The organism is Novosphingobium pentaromativorans US6-1 (genome assembly GCF_000767465.1).
Lineage (GTDB): Bacteria > Pseudomonadota > Alphaproteobacteria > Sphingomonadales > Sphingomonadaceae > Novosphingobium > Novosphingobium pentaromativorans.
Genome location: NZ_CP009291.1, coordinates 2,359,944 through 2,377,943 on the forward strand (window position 1 = coordinate 2,359,944; position 18,000 = coordinate 2,377,943).

Here is an 18,000-nt window from a genome sequence, read left to right on the forward strand (position 1 = left end):
TGCGAGGCGCGAGCGGATGGCAACAGCCAAGGTAAATACGACTGGTGACAGGCAGCCTTCGCGCTGGAAGCGCAATCTCGTGCTGCTGGTGCTGGCCGTTGCGGGCACCGCCCTCGCCTTTTCGTGGAACAGCCTGGGCGCGCAGGCTCGGATCACCACGGCCTACGGCGCGCGCGTCGGCTGCGTGTGCCGCTTCGTTTCGAATCGCGAACTGAACAGCTGCAAGGGCGATATCGCCGCCGCGGGTCTGGGACGCACCGCCAGCCTGATGTTCCTCTCCGACGATGCCGAGACCAAGTCGCTGACCGCCAGAGTCCCGCTCTTGGCAAGTTCGAGGGCAACCTATAGCCAAGAACGCGGCTGCCAGCTGGAACCGTGGGACGACTAGGCTGTCTGCAGGTCAGGCCGGAATGACTTCAGCCGCCTCGGTTTCCTCGATCCAGCCGCCACCGACGATGCGCTCGCCGCAATAGATCACTGCGGCCTGCCCGGGGGCTACGCCATATTCCGGGCTGGCGAAGCGGATCACGGTGCCCGCGCCTTCGCCCAGCGGACCTTCCAGCGTAACCGGAACCGGCTTGGCCAGCGAGCGCACTTTGGCGGTCAGCGGCGCGTCGGGCAGCGGCCCGATGCGGTTGGTCTCCGAAAGCCGTGCCGCAGCAACGCCGAGCAGCCGGCGCGGGCCGACCAGGACCCGGCGCGTCTCGGCATCGAGGCGTACGACATAGAGCGGCTCGGGCTGTCCGCCGATCTCGAGCCCCCGGCGCTGGCCGACGGTATAGTGAATGATCCCGCGATGCTCGCCCAGCACTTCGCCGCTGGTGGCGTGTACGATCTCGCCCGGCGCTTCGCCCTCGGGACGCACCTGGCGCACGATCCTGGCGTAGTCGCCGTCGGGAACGAAGCAGATGTCCTGGCTGTCCGGCTTGGCCGCCACGCGCAGGCCCGCCGCCTCGGCCAGCCGGCGCGTCTCCGTCTTCGGCAAGCCGCCCAGGGGAAAGCGCAGGAAGTCGAGCTGTGCCTCGGTCGTGCCGTAAAGAAAATAGCTCTGGTCGCGTGCCGGATCGACTGCGCGGTGCAGCTCGGACCCGGCCGGGCCGAGGACGCGCTGGACGTAGTGCCCGGTCGCCAGACAATCGGCGCCCAATTCGCGCGCCATCGTCAGCAGGTCGGTGAACTTGGGCCCCATGTTGCAGCGGATGCAGGGGATCGGGGTCCGGCCCGCAAGGTAATCGTCGGCGAAGCGCTCGACCACTTCCTCGCGAAAGCTGCTCTCATGGTCGAAGACATAGTGGGCTATGCCCAGCCGGTCTGCCACCGCGCGCGCATCGCGGATATCGTCGCCGGCGCAGCAGGCGCCCTTGCGCCCGGTCGCCGCGCCGTAATCGTAAAGCTGCAGGGTGACGCCGATGGTCTCCGCGCCCGTCGCAGCCGCCAGCGCGGCCACGACCGAACTGTCCACGCCGCCAGACATCGCCACGACGATACGGCGCTCGCAAAGCGGTTCGGGCAGCTGGAACAGTACGGACGGATCGAGCCTGTCGAGCAGTCCGGCAATATCGGGAGTCGCAGTCATGCGTGGCCCCATACAGGGGTATGCGCGGTTTTCCTACCTTTCAGCGCGATTTCGAAACCGCTGGCCCGGAAACGGGACGCAACTGCGCAGAGGCTTCTTTACCCTCCCTTCACCATGTCTAGCGTATGGCAGTTCCATGAACATCGCCTTTGATCATGAGACCTGCAAAGCAGGGCATGCGCTGGGTCGCAGCAGCGAGGAGTTCACGGGGTTCCCGTCGGCTCCCGATTGGAATGACCTGAGGACGCGTCTGTTTGCAGCCCATGAAGTGCGGACAATCCTGACCGGGCAAGGCACGCCGGTCCGCTTGCGGACGCGCGGCAGCTTCGCAGGCGAGGCGGCATCATTGCTGAATACTTACGGGCTACGCTCAAGCCCTGTTAACCTTGAAGTTTCAACCAATGGCAAGCCTGACGGGGCCAAGGTCGCACGAGTTGCCGGCGACAACAATGCCGGCGAACGAGGGTAACGATGATCGAGAACCAGAAGATTCGCCCAGCCCAGGTGATCGGGCCGCTTGGTGAGCCGCTGACGATTGAGTCGCTGCCGCCCCCCAACACGACCCGCTGGGTCGTGCGCCGCAAGGCCGAAGTCGTCGCTGCCGTCAATGGCGGCCTGCTGACGATCGACGAGGTCTGCGAACGGTACCAGCTTACGCTGGAGGAATTCGCATCCTGGCAAAGGGCGGTCGATCGCTCAGGCATGCAGGGCCTGCGTGTGACGAGAATTCAACACTACCGCGATCTCTACGAGCGTCAGCAGAAGTATTGACAGTTTCTCTTCAGGTTCGCTGAAATCATTCGGAAACGGCGGTAAACAAACGGTTTGCCGCCGTTTCTGATTCCAGCAAGTCAAATTTACGGTTCGAGCGCAAGGCATTAGCCGCTCGACGCCCGTCGAGCGATATATGTCGTGAAGCGGGTGAAAGTTGCCAGCCGGTCAGCGCACGTATATGTCGGCACCCATGAAATTCTGCCGCAGGTGCGGCCCGGATCGTCGTATCCCGGCTCTATAGCGGCAAATCGCTCCGCACCGGACAGGAGTGTTCGGAGAGGGGTTATTGCGGTGAACCGATGAATTACGACACCAAGATTGAATCGATACCGGAAGAAGACGCCCTCGCCGCAAGTGAATTGTTGTCTGGCGACGACGACCAGGACCGGATCATGCGCCGCCGCATCTGGGTGGCGGCCGCCATTGCGCTCGTCCTGATGGTCGGCATCTGGGCCCTCACCCACTTGCGCGGCGGCTCCGACCTCACCGACGAGTCCGACATACAGACGCCCGTCGTCACTGTCGTCGTGCCGGGCAAGACCACAGTGCAGGGCGAAATCAGCGCTACCGGCACCCTCGCCGCACGCCGCGAGATGCCGGTCGGCTCGGTCGGCGAAGGCGGCGAGATCCGTCAGGTCCTCGTCGAGCCGGGCGATTGGGTCGAACGGGGACAGGTCCTCGCCATCGTCGACCGTTCGGTGCAAAGCCAGCAGATCGCCAGCCAGACCGCACAGGTCGATGTCGCCCGCGCCGATGCCCAGCTTGCGCAGTCGAACCTCGAACGCGCGCTCAAGCTCGTCGACCGCGGCTTCATCTCCAAGGCCGACGTCGACCGGCTGACTGCCGAACGCAATGCGGCCAATGCGCGCGTTCGCGTGGCGCAGGCCACGCTCGGCCAGCTCAAGGCCCAGGCCGCGCGCCTCAACATCGTCGCCCCCGCCGCGGGCCTCGTGCTCGAACGCAATGCCGAGCCCGGCCAGGTGGTCGGCGGCGGCACCGGCGTCCTGTTTCGACTGGCCAAGGCCGGCGAGATGGAGCTGCTCGCCGATCTGAGCGAAGACGATCTCGCCAAGCTGAGCGTGGGCGTGACCGCGCAAGTCATCCCGGTGGGCTCGAACAAGACATTCACCGGCCAGGTATGGCAGATCTCGCCCGTCATCGATCCCGACAACCGCCAGGGCACCGCGCGCATCGCGCTGTCCTACGCCAAGGAACTGCGTCCGGGCGGCTTCGCCTCGGCAACCATCGAGACCGGCGCCGTCGTCGCCCCGATGCTGCCGGAATCGGCGATCCAGAACGACGAAAAGGGCGCCTTCGTCTATGTCGTGGGCAAGGACGACAGGGTCCAGCACCGCGACGTGAAGACCGGCCTGGTCACTGCCGACGGCATCGCCATCAAGTCCGGGCTCAACGGCACGGAGAAAGTCGTGCTGCGCGCCGGCGGGTTCCTCAACAACGGCGACAAGGTCCAGACCAAGCTTGTCACCGAGAAGAACTGAACCGGACGCATGAGCCTGCGCAACATCTCGGCATGGTCGATCCGCAATCCGATCGTCCCCATCGTCTTCTTCGTCGGCGTGATGATCGCCGGCATGGTTTCGTTCTCGCGGATGGACGTGAACAACATGCCGGACATCGAGTTCCCGGGCGTTCACGTGCTGGTCACCCAGCCAGGTGCCGCGCCGAGCGAAATCGAAACGCAGATCACCCAGAAAATCGAGGCAGCGACGCGCTCGGTCCCGGGCGTCGAGGAAATCCAGTCGACGGCGTCCGAGGGCAGTTCCTCCACTTTCGTGATGTTCTCGATCGGCACCGATCCGGACGTCGCCACCAACCAGGTCAAGAATGCGGTCGACCAGATCCGCAGCGACCTGCCCGATGGCATCCTCGAACCGCAGGTCGCCAAGGTCGAGGCCGGCGGCGGCGGTAGCCTCGCGCTCTTCGCGGTCAGCGCCGACGACATGACGATGGAGCAGCTCAGCTGGTTCATCGACGACACCATCGCCAAGAAGCTGCTCTCGATCGAAGGTCTCGCCGCGGTGTCGCGCCAGGGCGGCGTGGACCGCGAGATCCGCGTGGTCGTCGATCCCGACAAGATGGCCGCGCTGGGCGTGACCGCGCGCGACGTCAACAATGCCCTGCGCCAGGTCAACACCGATGCGGCCGGCGGCCAGGCCGAAATCGCCGGTTCGCGCCAGTCGGTCCGCGTGCTCGGCAATGCCGACAACGCGTTCGACCTCTCGCAGACCCGCATAAACCTGGGTGGCGGCCGTTCGATCAAGCTGTCGGACGTCGCCAAGGTCTATGACGGCTATTCCGAGCAGACCCGCATCGCCAAGCTGCATGGCCGCGAGGTAGTGACCTTCGGCTTCGAACGCGCACTCGGCGCCTCTGACGTGACCGTCTACGACGCGGCGATAGAGGCGCTTGAGAAAATCAAGCAGGACAACCCGCGCGTCCACGTCACGCAGCTGTTCTCGCAGGTGGACTACACCAAGGAACAGTACACCAGCTCGATGGAAGCGCTGGTCGAAGGCGCAGTGCTGGCCATCGTCATCGTCTACCTGTTCCTGCGCGACTGGCGGGCAACCTTCATTTCCGCCATCGCGATCCCGCTCTCGGCCATCCCGACCTTCTGGTTCATGGACATGATGGGCTTCACGCTCAACTTCCTGTCCCTGCTGGCGCTCAGCCTCGTCGCAGGCGTTCTGGTCGACGACGCGATTGTGGAGATCGAGAACATCGTGCGCCACATGCGCATGGGCAAGTCGGCCTACCAGGCCTCGATCGACGCTGCCGACGAGATCGGACTCGCCGTCGTCGCCACCACATTCTCGATCGTCGCGGTATTCCTCCCCGTCGGCCTCATGCCCGGCATTCCCGGCCAGTTCTTCAAGGCATTCGGCCTGACCGTCGTCGTCGCGGTGCTGATGAGCCTTGCCGTCGCCCGCCTCATCACGCCGATGGTGGCCGCCTACTTCCTCAAGGCCCACGGCCACGCGGAACACGGCGAAGGCCGCGCGATGGACCTGTACATGAAGGTGCTGGCCTGGACTCTGGACACCACCGAGGCGAAGCGCCGGCGCGCGCAGATCGCCGAAGTCCCCGCGCAGATGTGGTACTACCCGGTCGGTGCGCTCGCCATTGTCCTGATCATTGCCTTGGGCGCTGGTGCAGCCACTGCGGTCTACTACCTTCTGCACCTGGTGTTCACGTCGGCCGGGCTCAAGAACGGCGCCGTGATCATCGCCGCCCTGATCGCACCGCTGGCCGTGCCGATGGTCGCCTTTGTTCTGGGCAGGATTGCCTCTGGCACCGCCGCGGGCTTCGGCCATTTCGGCCGTTGGTATCAGACACTTTCCGCGCGTCTGTCCGCCCGCTCGCGCGACCACCGCTTCTATGCTTTTTGCGCCGGGCTCTACGCGCTTGTCGTCACGGCCGCCCTGCTCGTGGGCTCGCAGCAGCAGTTCCAGCCCAACGAGAACAACAATACCAGCCAGATCAATATCGAGATGGTCCCCGGCACGACCATCGAGCAGACCTCGGCCCTCTCGGACCAGGTCACCCGCCTCATCGAAAAGCAGCCCGAGGTCGAACGCGTCCTCGAAACCTCACGCGAAGCGGCCGCGACGCTCTACGTCTCGCTGAAGCCGGCCAAGGAACGCGACACGACCAGCAAGCAGTTCGAACAGCGTCTGGCGCCCCAGCTCCAGAAGATCGCCGATGCCCGCGTGACCTTCGCCAGCCAGGCCGGCGGCTTCGGTACCGGTCGTGACATCTCGGTCATGCTCTCGGGTAACGATTCAGACCTGCTCAATGCCACTGCGCAGAAGCTCGTCGAGCAGATGCGCAGCGTCAAGGGTGTGGTCGCCCCGCGCATTGCCGCCGACCTCAAGCGCCCGGAGCTGGTCATCGTGCCCAGGCTGGACCTTGCCGCCCAGCTAGGGGTGACGACGACGGCCCTGAGCCAGACGATCCGCATCGCTACCCTGGGCGAAATCGACCAGAACGCCGCCAAGTTTTCGCTCAGCGACCGCCAGATCCCGATCCGGGTGATCCTGCCGCGCTCCTCGCGCCGCGATCTCACGACGATCGAGAACCTGCCGGTGCCCACCGCGACCGGCGGCTCGGTACCGCTCAAGCGCGTCGCCGAGATCCGCTTCGGCGCCGGTCCGACCCAGATCCAGCGCTACAACCAGTCCCGCCGCGTCTTCGTCGGCGCCGATCTCGGCGAAGGCCAGGTCAAGGGGCCGCTGATGGAGCAGATCCAGAAACTGCCGATCATGCAGCACCTTCCGGCAGGCGTCTCCAATGCCCCGGTGGGCGAGGACAAGTGGCAGGCGGAGATGATCAGCGATTTCGTCATCGCCGTCATCAGCGGCATCTTCCTGGTCTTCGCGGTGCTGGTGCTGCTCTACAAGCGCTTCGTCTCTCCGCTGGTGAACATGGCCTCGCTGCTGCTTGCCCCGCTGGGCGGCATGATCGCCCTCACCATCGTCGGCCAGCCGGTGTCGATGCCGGTCTATATCGGCATTCTCATGCTGCTGGGCATCGTCGCCAAGAACTCGATCCTGCTGATCGACTTTGCGATCGAGGAAATGGCGAGCGGCGTCGACAAGCTCCACGCGATCATGGACGCAGGGCACAAGCGTGCGCAGCCGATCATCATGACCACCGTAGCCATGACCGCGGGCATGGTGCCGACCGCAGCCTCCCTTTCAGGCGACGGTGCCTGGCGCGCACCCATGGGTATCACCGTGATCGGCGGCCTGCTGCTTTCGACGTTCCTGACGCTCATCATCGTCCCGGCGGCATTCAGCCTGGCGGACGGCTTCGAGAAGCGGATCGGCCCGCGCCTGCGCAAGTCCCTGCTCACCTTCGAACCGCATCACGCGCACGAGACACGTCATCCCGGCGACAAGGACGGCGCGGCCGTCCCTGCCGAGTAGGCAGCCTGGGCAAGGACACAGGGAACCTTGCAGGGCGCGGCGCGTAAAACTGAAGTGGTGACACAGGACAGACAGAGGCAGGATCGCGCGAGGCGCATGCGCCTGTTCGCGACGGGGCTGCTGCTGCTGATGGCCGGGTCCTTCATCGCGCTGCGGCGTCTCGCGGTGCTTCACCCCGCCTGGGACCCGGTGCTGGGCTATGCGATCGCTTTTACCGAGGCGGCGATGGTCGGCGGCCTCGCCGACTGGTTCGCCGTCACTGCACTGTTCCGCCGGCCGCTGGGGCTGCCGATCCCGCACACCGCGATCATCCCGGTCAACAAGGACCGTATCGCCGATTCGATGGCGACCTTCCTGCGCGACAACTTCCTGACGCCGCAAGTGGTGGCCCGCCGCCTGAACGGCTTCAACCTCGCAGCCAGTGCCGGGGCCTTCCTCGCCGATCCGCGTCGCGACGAACAGTCGCGCCTACGGGCCGGCGCCGCGGGCCTCTTCGCCGACATCCTGGAATCGCTCGACCCCGACCAGATGGGCGGCATGGTCAAGGCCGGCTTGCGCAAGCAACTCTCCCGCATCGATCTCGCCCCCCTGCTCGGCCAGATCCTTGCCAATGCCATTGCCGACAAACGCCACCTGCCGGTGCTGGCGTCGGTCCTGCGCAAGATCGGCGAGGCCATCGAGGCAAACGAGCCGATGATCCGAGAGATGATTCACCAGCGCGCCAACGCAATCATGCGCTGGACCGGGCTGGACGAACGCCTTGCCAACGGTGTGCTCGACGGCGCCTATCGCCTGCTGGCCGAAGTGATCGTGCAGCCGGACCACCCCTTGCGCGCCAAGATCGACGAGGCGCTCGGCCGCCTTGCCGACGATCTGCGCCACGATCCGGCAATGCGCACCAAGGTTGAGCGCATCAAGACAGAGTTGATCGAGAACCCGGCCATGGCGGCCTGGCTCGATGCCATGTGGGAACGCGCCCGCGAGGCGCTCCTGCGTGCAGTCCGCAACCCCGACAAGGCGCTTTCGGGCAGCCTCGGCGATTCGATTTCCCAGCTTGGCCTTGCCCTCGGCGAGGACCGGCGCCTCCAGGCCCTCGTCAATCGGTTCGCCCGCAGGACGCTGGTCGGCGTAGCCTCGCGCTATGGCTCGGAAATCGTGCGACTCGTATCCGAAACCGTGAAGCGCTGGGATGCCAAGACCGTTTCGGACCGGATAGAAGGTGCCGTGGGCCGGGACCTGCAGTTCATCCGCATCAACGGCACCCTTGTCGGCGGGCTCGTCGGCATGGCAATCCACACCGTGGAGCGATGGCTGTGAACGCCAGGAAACCCCTTCTGACCACCGGGCGCTACGACTTGTGGCAACCCCGGCCGGGCGATCTGGACGGGCTGGTGCGCCTGCTCGAAGGCAAGGACATGACCCGTTTCCTGGGTCCCGCGCGCGCGGACCACTTCTCGCAGTTCGAACGGCTCAGCCGCAACACCGGAAGCTGGGCGCTCTACGGCTACGGCACGTTCTATGTCCGCAAGCGCGGCGAGGCCGACCTCATTGCCAATTGCGGCATTTTCCATTCCTGGCGCGGCTTCGGCAAGGGCATGGACGACGTGCCCGAAGCAGGCTGGATCGTGCGCCAGGACCACTGGGGCGAGGGCCTCGCCGGCGAAGTCATGGCTGCGGTTCTGCCCTGGTTCGACCGGGTCCACGGCAAGCGCCGGATCGCCTGCATGATCGAGGAAGGCAACACCCCTTCCGAACGCCTTGCCGCCCGCCTCGGCTTCAGACCCTACGGGCAGCACTTGGCGGAAGACGACAAGACGATCCTCAACCTCTTCGAGCGCCTGCCCGCCTGATCCGGGGTTCTGCAGCAGGCATACAAAAAACCCCGAAAGCAAGCTCTCGGGGTTCCTTGTCATGAATTCAGCGACTTCGAGCTTCAGAGCTTGCCGGTCAGCTCCGGCACGGCCTTGAACAGGTCGGCGACGAGGCCGATGTCGGCGACCTGGAAGATCGGCGCGTCCTCGTCCTTGTTGATGGCGATGATGGTCTTGGAGTCCTTCATGCCGGCGAGGTGCTGGATCGCGCCCGAGATGCCGACGGCGATATAGACTTCCGGCGCCACGATCTTGCCGGTCTGGCCGACCTGGTAGTCGTTGGGCACGTAGCCGGCATCGACTGCCGCGCGCGAAGCACCCACGCCTGCGCCGAGCTTGTCGGCGAGCGGCATGATGTATTCCTCGAAAGTCGCCGCATCCTTGAGCGCACGGCCACCCGAGACGATGATCTTGGCGCTGGTCAGTTCCGGACGTTCCGACTTGGCCAGTTCGGCTCCGACGAAGCTCGACAGACCGGCCTCGCCCGGTCCGGCGACATCTTCGATAGCAGCCGAGCCGCCGGTGGTGGCGGCCTTCTCGAAGGCGGTACCGCGCACGGTGATGACCAGCTTGGCATCGGTGCTTTCGACCGTGGCAATCGCGTTGCCGGCATAGATCGGACGGGTGAAGGTCTTCTCGCCTTCGACCGAGAGGATGTCCGAAACCTGCATCACGTCGAGCAAGGCGGCGACGCGCGGCGCCACGTTCTTGCCGGTGGTGGTTGCCGGGGCGAGGAAGGCGTCGTGATCGGCCATGAGATCGGCGATCAGCGGCGCGACGTTCTCGGCCAGGCCATGCTCGTAGGCCGCATTGTCGGCCAGGTGGACTTTGCCCACGCCAGCGATCTGCGCGGCCGCTTCGGCGACGGCGCGGCAGCCCGAACCGGCAACGAGGAGGTGGACTTCACCCAGCTTGGCAGCCGCGGTAACAGTGGCGAGCGTCGCGTCCTTGAGCGACGCGTTGTCGTGTTCGACCCAAACAAGCGTCTTCATGATCAGGCGACTCCCATTTCCTTGAGCTTGGCGACGAGGGCATCGACGTCCTCGACCTTGATGCCCGCCTGGCGCACCGGCGGTTCGGAGACCTTGAGGGTCTTGAGACGCGGAGCGATCTCGACGCCGTAGTCGGCCGGCGACTTGCTATCGAGCGGCTTCTTCTTCGCCTTCATGATGTTGGGCAGCGAAGCATAGCGCGGTTCGTTGAGGCGCAGGTCGGTGGTGACGATCGCCGGCATGGCGAGCTTCACGGTCTCCAGACCGCCGTCGACTTCGCGAGTCACGGCAACGCTGTCGCCGTCGATCTCGACCTTGCTGGCGAAAGTGCCCTGCGGGCGGCCCAGCAGCGCCGCGAGCATCTGGCCGGTCTGGTTGCTATCGTCGTCGATGGCCTGCTTGCCGAGGATGACGAGGCCTGGATTCTCTTCGCCAACGATGGCCTTGAGGATCTTGGCAACGGCGAGCGGTTCGACTTCTTCGTCGGTCTCGACGAGAATCGCGCGGTCCGCACCCATGGCGAGCGCCGTGCGCAGTGTTTCCTGTGCCTTGGCCGGGCCGACCGAGACCGCGATGATCTCTTCGGCCTTGCCGGCTTCCTTCAGGCGGATGGCTTCCTCGACGGCGATTTCGTCGAAGGGGTTCATGCTCATCTTGACGTTGGCAAGGTCAACGCCCGTGCCGTCGGACTTCACCCGCGGCTTCACGTTGTAGTCGATCACCCGCTTTACCGGGACGATGATTTTCATGCGATTCGGTCCTCTCTAAGGTCGGGACGGCAAATTTAACCGCGCAATTAAACTATAACGGGCTCGCTATTGCGCCCCCCGGACTTCCCGTCAAGCCCCTCCAATAAACTGAAGATCCATAGAACGTAGACAGGAGGTCGCGGATCGGGTGCCGGGAAAGCTACGTACGCAAACGGCGGAGGTTATCGAACCCCCGCCGTCAGCTAGTGCGTCATGCCAAAATGGGCCTGAAACGATCAGGCCGCGTTCTTGACTTCCGCGACGATCTTCTTGGCGGCATCGCCCAGGTCGTTGGCGGGGACGATCGGCAGGCCCGAATTGGCCAGGATGTCCTTGCCCTGCTGGACGTTGGTGCCTTCGAGACGAACCACGAGCGGCACACCCAGGTTCACTTCCTTGGCCGCAGCGACGATGCCTTCCGCGATGACGTCGCACTTCATGATGCCGCCGAAGATATTCACGAGGATGCCCTTCACGTTGGGGTCCTTGAGAATGATCTTGAACGCCGCAGTCACCTTCTCGGTGGTGGCGCCGCCGCCCACGTCGAGGAAGTTGGCCGGGAACGAGCCGTTGAGCTTGATGATGTCCATCGTCGCCATGGCGAGGCCGGCGCCGTTGACCATGCAGCCGATATCGCCGTCGAGCTTGATGTAGGCGAGGTCGTACTTGCTCGCTTCGATCTCGGCCGGGTCTTCCTCGGTCTCGTCGCGCAGGGCGAAGACGTCGGGGTGACGGTAGAGAGCGTTCGAGTCGAAGCTCATCTTGGTGTCGAGGACGAGCAGCTGGCCGTCCTTGGTTTCGACCAGCGGATTGATCTCGAGCATGTCGCAGTCAAGCGCCATGAAGGCCTCGTAGATCTGCTTGGCGATCTTCTGGGCCTGCTTGTTGAGGTCACCGTCCAGCTTGAGCGCATAAGCGACCGCGCGGCCGTGGTGGGGCTGGAAGCCTTCGGCGGGGTCGATGGTGACGGTGGTGATCTTTTCGGGAGTCGAGTGCGCGACTTCCTCGATGTCCATGCCGCCCTCGGTCGAGGCGATCATCGCGACACGGCCCGAGGCGCGGTCGACGAGCATCGAGAAGTAGTATTCCTTGGCAATGTCGACGCCGTCGGTCACGTAGAGGCGGTTGACCTGCTTGCCGGCTTCACCGGTCTGCACGGTAACGAGGGTGTTGCCGAGCATTTCCTTGGCGAAGGCTTCGACTTCCTCGATCGACTTGGCAAGGCGAACGCCGCCCTTCGCGTCGGGGCCGAGTTCCTTGAACTTGCCCTTGCCACGGCCACCGGCATGGATCTGGGCCTTCACGACATAAAGCGGACCAGGCAGCTGCTTGGCGGCGGCGACCGCTTCTTCGACCGTGAGGGCGGCGATGCCGGCGGGAATGCCCACGCCATACTTCGCAAGCAGTTCCTTCGCCTGATATTCGTGAATGTTCATATGAAGAATCGCTTTCTGCTGGAGTGTCCTAGGGAAGGCGCGGGGAGCCCCGTATTTTGCCGCGCCGCATAAGCACATCCCTGCGCGCTTGAAAAGTCCCGATCCCTGCGCAATTTCATAGGTGGGACGCAACACACTCGGGAAACATGATTCCCGGCAACCGATTGTTCAAAGATGATAGACCGCAGCAAACTGGAATCCATCGTGCGCGAGGCTGGCCGCCTTGCCCTGGCCGGCTGGCCGGGTGACGGGCATGACCTCAAGCACTGGGAAAAGACGCCCGGGAGCCCGGTGTGCGAAGCGGATCTGGCGGTGGACGCCTTTCTCAAGAGGGAATTGTCTGCCCTGCTCCCGTCGGCCGGCTGGCTTTCCGAGGAAACCGCCGACGCACCCGACCGCCTGCAGGACCAGCTGGTGTGGCTGGTCGATCCGATCGACGGAACGCGCGATTTCATCGCCGGGCGGACCGGCTGGGCCATTTCGGTCGCGCTCGTGAACACGCGCCGCCCGCTTTTCGGCTATCTCTATGCCCCGGTCCGCCGCCGCGACGAAGGCGGGGAGTTCTGGCATGCCGAAGCGGGCAAGGGCAGCTGGCGCAATGGCCGGCGACTCGTCGCGAGCGATTGCAAGTCTCTCCTGGGGGCGCGGGTTCCCGCGAAGAAGCTGGCCGCCGAGGACACCGATCTCACCCTTGTCGACCAGCCCAATTCAATCGCGCTACGCATGGCCATGGTTGCCGCGGACGAGGCGGATCTGCTCGCCACGCTGCGCTGGGGCTATGAGTGGGACATCGCCGCCGCAGGCCTGATCGCGCGCGAGGCCGGCGCCACGGTCACCGACGCCTTCGGCAAGGCGCTCAATTACAACAAGCACGACCCGCGCGCCTTCGGCGTGCTCGTCACTTCCTCGGCGATTCACGCTGATGCCGTGACCCGACTCGCGGATCGCGCCCGCCGATTCTCGGCCTGAGTCGCAAAAGCCAGTTCATGTTCGCCATCGGTTGCCTGCTGCCCGTCCTGCTCTTCGTCGCCGGTGCCATTCTGGGGGCCATGCTCGGCGGCAATGCGGGTTCGATCTGGGGCGCGGCGATCGGCTTTGCGGTGGGGGTGATCGTTCCGGTGCTGTTTCTGCTCATCGCCCGAAAGGGACGCAGGCGCGGCGGCTGACCCCGCTCATCCGGAGCGGTGATAGGGATGTCCTGCCAGAATCGCGGTCGCACGCCAGAGCTGTTCGGCCAGCATCGCCCGGGCCATGAGATGCGGCCAGGTCATCTTGCCGAAGCACAGCAGGTGGTCCGCCCGGGCCCTCGCCTCGTCGCCGTGGCCGTCGGCGGCGCCGATCAGGAAACGGCATTCCCGCACGCCTTCGTCACGCCAGCGACCCAGCAGCGCGGCGAATTCTTCGGACGACATCGCCTTGCCCCGCTCGTCGAGCAGGACCTCGCGCACGGGCGTCTGCACCGGGGGCGGAACCTTGCCGCCGGTGTCGGGCAATTCGCTGTGCTTGAAAGGCCAGGTGATCCGCTTGGCATAGCGATCGAGCAGCTCGGCTTCCGGCGAGCGGGCGATCTTGCCGCGAGCGATGATATGCAAAAGCATGGCGTTGGCGCGCACTGCCCCATGGGACGCAGGCGCGTCTCAAGCTCCTTTCGCGAGCCCGGCCGGTAGTCTTCCGGACCGGGTCTATCCTCTCAAACCGTCTTCAACGGACCGAATCGACCCTCAGGCTGCGCCCGAGGGACCGTCGAAACCCCACATCCGTTCAAGGTTGTAGAAGCTGCGTACTTCGGGACGGAAGAGATGGACGATCACGCCGCCTGCGTCGACGAGTACCCAGTCGGCTGCCGGCAGGCCCTCGACGCGGGGATTGCCGAAGCCGCCCTGTTTGAGGCGTTCGCCGAGTTTCTGGGCCATCGCGGCCACTTGCCTCGTCGACCGGCCGGAAGCGATCACCATGTAGTCGGCGATGCTCGACTTGCCTTCGAGATCGATCGTAACAAGGTCCTGCGCCTGGTCGTCATCCAGGGACTGCAGGACCAAGGCCAATTGCGGGTCGTCGCTGTCGACCATGGCCGGGGGCGTTGCGCCGGTTGAAGCCGGCTGTATCTGTGCCTGTGGCATCTAGTTCGGTACTGCTCCTTTCAATGACCGTCCCGGCGCGATGGCAAACATCCCGCCGCAGACAATCAGGTTTTCGAGGGGATGGATTCGCAGCAAAGACGGGCGAGGCCCAATCACGCTGCATCTCCGGTAATCGGGCGGTGCGTGACACCGTCCCGATAGCGACCGTTGCGCGAAAGTCCGTTCGACGGCTTCCGGGCCCAGTCCGGATCGGCCCGGCGTATCGCCGTTGCCGACCGCGTATCGGGGTCGAATCGCAATGTCACCAGCGCAGGTGCGCTCCACCTTTCCGGACCTCTGAGACTGGATTGGGGTCTCCGGAACTTCCCCAGCCAGGCCATCGCGGGGCTCGCGAGGGCAGCGCCATCATACCCCGGACGCGCAATTACCGCAATCGGCATGAGTCGGGCGAGATTGCGCCAGTCCTTCCAGCGGTGCAGCTGGGCGAGATTGTCCGCGCCCATGAGCCAGACGAACCGGCGTTTCGGATAGCGCCGAAGCAGCTTCCCGAGCGTGTCGACGGTATAGCGAGTCCCCAGTTCCCGCTCGATCGCAGTCACGCGGATTCGCGATCTGCGCGCCTGCCGCCGGGCCGAGGCGACACGCGCCGCCAGCGGCGCCATGCCCGCCGTCGGCTTGAGCGGATTGCCTGGAGAGACCAGCCACCAGACCTCGTCCAGCCCCAACGCGTCCATCGCGAAGAGGCTGATGCGCCGATGAGCGCCATGCGCCGGGTTGAAACTGCCGCCCAGCAGACCGGTGACCGGCCCCGTGCGGCCCATTCGGGTTGCCTTTCTCAGGGCCGTCTCACTCAGGGCCGGGCCTGCCCGTTCCCGCGCACCTGCCACTTGTAGGTCGTCAGCCCTTCGAGCGCGACCGGGCCGCGCGCATGAAGGCGGCCGGTGGCAATGCCGATCTCCGCGCCGAGACCGAACTCCCCGCCGTCGGCGAACTGGCTCGAGGCATTGACCATGACGATGGCGCTGTCGGCTTCGGCAAGGAACCGCTCGGCCACGTCCTCATCGGCCGTGATGATCGCGTCGGTATGATGCGAGGAATGCGCCGCGATGTGATCGAGCGCAGCATCGAGGCCGTCGACGACGGCAACCGAGAGCACCGCGTCGAGATACTCGGTATCCCAGTCTTCCTCGGTCGCAGGCAGGATCCGCGGATCGAGCGCGCGCGCACGGGCATCGCCGCGCAGTTCGCAGCCGGCATCGAGCAATGACGTCACGACGTCGCGCGAACCGGGGAACTGCGTATCGAGCAGCAGGGTCTCCATCGCCCCGCAGATACCGGTCCGCCGCATCTTGGCGTTGAGCGCGACGCTACGGGCCATTTCCGGATCGGCAGCAGCATGGACGTACGTGTGGCAGATGCCGTCGAGGTGGGCGAGCACCGGCACGCGGGCATCGGCCTGGACCCGCGCGACGAGGCTCTTGCCGCCGCGCGGCACGATCATGTCGATCAGGCCGGCCGCGGTCAGCATGGCACCGACGACCGCACGGTCCTGCGTCGGTACGAGTTGGATCGCCGCTGCAGGTATGCCGACACTCTCCAGCCCCTTGGCCATCGCGGCCTGGATCGCTCGGTTGGAATGGAGCGCCTCGCTGCCGCCGCGCAGCAGCACGGCATTGCCTGAGCGCAGACACAGGGCTGCGGCATCGGCGGTCACGTTGGGACGGCTTTCGTAGATGATACCGATCAGGCCGATCGGGATACGCACGCGGCTGAGTTGCAGGCCGTTGGGCCGCTCGGTCCGTTCGATAACCTGCCCGACGGGATCGGGCAAGGCGGCGACCTGCTCGAGGCCATGGGCAATGCCTTCGAGACGCGCCGGGTCGAGCCGCAGGCGATCGAGCAGGGCACCGGTCAGGCCCTTGGCTTCACCTGCAGCGATGTCGAGAGCGTTCGCCTCGAGGATTGGCCCTTCCGCCTCCCGCAGAGCCGCAGCCGCAGCGCGCAGGGCCTCGGCCTTCCTGGCATCGCTGAGCCGGGCAAGGACGCGCTGGGCGGCGCGTCCGTCACGGGCGATGCGCGCAACGAGCATTTCGGGCGATTCGGTATCGGTCGTACCGGCTATCGTGGTCTCTACGGTCATGGGCGCGAACTAGCACCGAAGCGGCCGCCTGTCACCGATCCGCATCACTAACCAGATCGGTGCGACTCGGATAAATGGTTAACCGCTTACGGAAACAGGGCAACCATTCTTGACAAGAACTGCGCAAACCCGGGGCTTGGGTCAAAGGGCGGTTCCATCAAGTCATCGCACCGGGCGCTCAACTCACCCCGATTCTGCAGCCCTTTAAGGCCAGTCGATTCGCAATTTGCCCCCTCCCCTGCTACCTGCCGGCGCCGGGACTGGGAAAACAACAGTTTAGCGAGCGGGGTCGTTTTGAATTTCACATCAGCCGGGGCGTGGCTTTCACGCCTCAGGGCCAAATTTCCAGATCGCGAGTTCATCATGCGGTCAGACGGACAGGTCCGATTCATCCGCATTTCCTCTGCCATGCAGCTGAGTGCCGTCGGCGGCGCAGTGTTGCTGGCGACGGCCTGGTGCGGCTCGATGGGCGCAGTGGCGTTCGAGCGTTGGTCCGCGACGAGCGAACAGGCCGAACTGCTCGACCGTGAAGCCAAGGTCGCCACGGCCGAAAGCCGAGTCGCCAAGTATCGCGACGGCCTCGATGAAGTGACGTCCGACCTCTCGCGCCGCCAGAAGTTCATCGAACAGATGGTCGAAGCGCACATCGGCGACCTCCCCGAAGACAAGGCCGAAGACGAGACCGTTTCCGACAGCACGCCGGAGACCGCCAAGTCCGTCTCCAAGGTCAGCGCCGTCCTGCCCGAGGCTTCGGAACTGACCCGGATCGAGTCCGAGCAGCTCGCCTTCGTCGAACGCCTGACCCGCTATGCCGACCGCCGCTCCGAATCGGCCTCCAACGCCATTCGCAAGCTCGGTCTCAATCCCAGCACGATCATCGCCGGCTCGCGCCGCGCTGAAGGTGGTCCGCTGCTGCGCCTTGCCACCGGCAAGGACGGTTCGCTGGACCCGCGCTTCAAACGTCTGGGCGTCAGCCTCGCCCGGATGGACGCCCTGGAAAACGGTCTCGCGTCGATCCCGCAGGTAAAACCCGCCAGGGTCGCCTACGTTTCCTCGAGCTACGGCTATCGTGCCGACCCGTTCACCGGCGCCGCCGCTTTCCATGCCGGGCTCGACTTCCCCGGCCCGAAAGGATCGCCGATCTACGCTGCGGCCAAGGGCAAGATCACTTTCGTCGGTCGCCGCCAGGGCTACGGCAACTGCATCGAGATCAGCCATGGCAATGGCCTGATGACCCGCTACGGCCACCTTTCGGCCTTCAAGGCCAAGGTCGGCCAGAAGGTCGACGCCGGAACCGTCATCGCCGCCATGGGCAGCACCGGTCGCTCGACCGGTTCACACCTCCACTTCGAAGTCCGCGTCAATGGCCGGCCGGTCAACCCGCGCCCGTTCCTCGAGGCTGCCACCAATGTTCAGCAAGAAGCCCGCTAAT

General features: G+C 65.2%; 18 protein-coding genes. 10 read left to right on the plus strand and 8 right to left on the minus strand.

Annotated features, from left to right (window positions below):
* The first annotated feature begins 16 nt into the window (after positions 1-16).
* A complete protein-coding gene (locus JI59_RS10965; protein ID WP_007012663.1) occupies positions 17-388 on the plus strand; it encodes a hypothetical protein in 372 nt (123 codons plus the stop codon).
* A 12-nt stretch (positions 389-400) separates the two neighbouring features.
* Here JI59_RS10965 and mnmA read toward each other — a convergent pair whose 3' ends face one another.
* A complete protein-coding gene (gene mnmA / locus JI59_RS10970; protein ID WP_007012662.1) occupies positions 401-1,576 on the minus strand; it encodes a tRNA 2-thiouridine(34) synthase MnmA in 1,176 nt (391 codons plus the stop codon).
* 136 nt (positions 1,577-1,712) lie between these two features.
* Between mnmA and JI59_RS27385 the strand changes: the two genes are divergently transcribed.
* The 6 genes from JI59_RS27385 to JI59_RS11000 all read left to right on the plus strand — a co-directional run bounded on the left by JI59_RS27385 (position 1,713) and on the right by JI59_RS11000 (position 9,149).
* Positions 1,713-2,045 (plus strand): hypothetical protein, encoded by a 333-nt coding sequence (locus tag JI59_RS27385; RefSeq protein WP_007012661.1) that lies wholly within the window; start codon positions 1,713-1,715, stop codon positions 2,043-2,045.
* A gap of 2 nt (positions 2,046-2,047) precedes the next feature.
* Entirely contained in the window at positions 2,048-2,347 is a 300-nt protein-coding gene (gene sciP, locus JI59_RS10980) for a CtrA inhibitor SciP (RefSeq protein ID WP_007012660.1), read from the plus strand.
* Between the two features lie 302 nt (positions 2,348-2,649).
* On the plus strand, positions 2,650-3,849 hold the full coding sequence (locus JI59_RS10985) for an efflux RND transporter periplasmic adaptor subunit (protein WP_007012659.1): 1,200 nt from the start codon (positions 2,650-2,652) through the stop codon (positions 3,847-3,849).
* A gap of 9 nt (positions 3,850-3,858) precedes the next feature.
* Complete coding sequence (locus JI59_RS10990; protein WP_007012658.1) at positions 3,859-7,299, plus strand: efflux RND transporter permease subunit; 3,441 nt, start codon at positions 3,859-3,861, stop codon at positions 7,297-7,299.
* Positions 7,300-7,395: 96 nt separating this feature from the next.
* On the plus strand, positions 7,396-8,616 hold the full coding sequence (locus tag JI59_RS10995; RefSeq protein WP_007012657.1) for a DUF445 domain-containing protein: 1,221 nt from the start codon (positions 7,396-7,398) through the stop codon (positions 8,614-8,616).
* Complete coding sequence (locus tag JI59_RS11000; RefSeq protein ID WP_038576033.1) at positions 8,607-9,149, plus strand: GNAT family N-acetyltransferase; 543 nt, start codon at positions 8,607-8,609, stop codon at positions 9,147-9,149. Before JI59_RS10995 ends, JI59_RS11000 begins: the two co-directional genes overlap by 10 nt.
* A gap of 83 nt (positions 9,150-9,232) precedes the next feature.
* Here JI59_RS11000 and JI59_RS11005 read toward each other — a convergent pair whose 3' ends face one another.
* The 3 genes from JI59_RS11005 to sucC all read right to left on the minus strand — a co-directional run bounded on the left by JI59_RS11005 (position 9,233) and on the right by sucC (position 12,347).
* Entirely contained in the window at positions 9,233-10,162 is a 930-nt protein-coding gene (locus JI59_RS11005) for an electron transfer flavoprotein subunit alpha/FixB family protein (RefSeq protein ID WP_007012655.1), read from the minus strand.
* Positions 10,163-10,164: 2 nt separating this feature from the next.
* Positions 10,165-10,911, minus strand: coding sequence for an electron transfer flavoprotein subunit beta/FixA family protein (locus tag JI59_RS11010; RefSeq protein WP_007012654.1), 747 nt, complete (start codon positions 10,909-10,911; stop codon positions 10,165-10,167).
* A gap of 236 nt (positions 10,912-11,147) precedes the next feature.
* The gene (gene sucC / locus JI59_RS11015; protein WP_007012653.1) at positions 11,148-12,347 is read right to left on the minus strand and encodes an ADP-forming succinate--CoA ligase subunit beta; all 1,200 of its coding nucleotides are present in this window, start codon (positions 12,345-12,347) and stop codon (positions 11,148-11,150) included.
* Positions 12,348-12,521: 174 nt separating this feature from the next.
* Here sucC and JI59_RS11020 point away from each other — a divergent pair, with 174 nt between their 5' ends.
* Entirely contained in the window at positions 12,522-13,316 is a 795-nt protein-coding gene (locus JI59_RS11020; RefSeq protein ID WP_007012652.1) for a 3'(2'),5'-bisphosphate nucleotidase CysQ, read from the plus strand.
* Positions 13,317-13,333: 17 nt separating this feature from the next.
* A complete protein-coding gene (locus JI59_RS11025; RefSeq protein ID WP_007012651.1) occupies positions 13,334-13,513 on the plus strand; it encodes a hypothetical protein in 180 nt (59 codons plus the stop codon).
* A gap of 6 nt (positions 13,514-13,519) precedes the next feature.
* Here the strand turns inward: JI59_RS11025 and JI59_RS11030 are convergent, their stop codons facing one another.
* From JI59_RS11030 to JI59_RS11045, 4 genes are all read right to left on the minus strand, one after another.
* Positions 13,520-13,945, minus strand: a complete 426-nt coding sequence (locus tag JI59_RS11030; protein ID WP_013831502.1) for a 23S rRNA (pseudouridine(1915)-N(3))-methyltransferase RlmH — start codon at positions 13,943-13,945, stop codon at positions 13,520-13,522.
* A gap of 123 nt (positions 13,946-14,068) precedes the next feature.
* The gene (gene rsfS, locus JI59_RS11035) at positions 14,069-14,467 is read right to left on the minus strand and encodes a ribosome silencing factor (protein ID WP_174888122.1); all 399 of its coding nucleotides are present in this window, start codon (positions 14,465-14,467) and stop codon (positions 14,069-14,071) included.
* Positions 14,468-14,580: 113 nt separating this feature from the next.
* Entirely contained in the window at positions 14,581-15,249 is a 669-nt protein-coding gene (locus tag JI59_RS11040; RefSeq protein WP_007012648.1) for a nicotinate-nucleotide adenylyltransferase, read from the minus strand.
* A gap of 29 nt (positions 15,250-15,278) precedes the next feature.
* Entirely contained in the window at positions 15,279-16,568 is a 1,290-nt protein-coding gene (locus JI59_RS11045; RefSeq protein ID WP_007012647.1) for a glutamate-5-semialdehyde dehydrogenase, read from the minus strand.
* A gap of 294 nt (positions 16,569-16,862) precedes the next feature.
* Here JI59_RS11045 and JI59_RS11050 point away from each other — a divergent pair, with 294 nt between their 5' ends.
* Complete coding sequence (locus JI59_RS11050; protein ID WP_007012646.1) at positions 16,863-17,999, plus strand: M23 family metallopeptidase; 1,137 nt, start codon at positions 16,863-16,865, stop codon at positions 17,997-17,999.
* The last annotated feature ends 1 nt before the right edge of the window (position 18,000 follow it).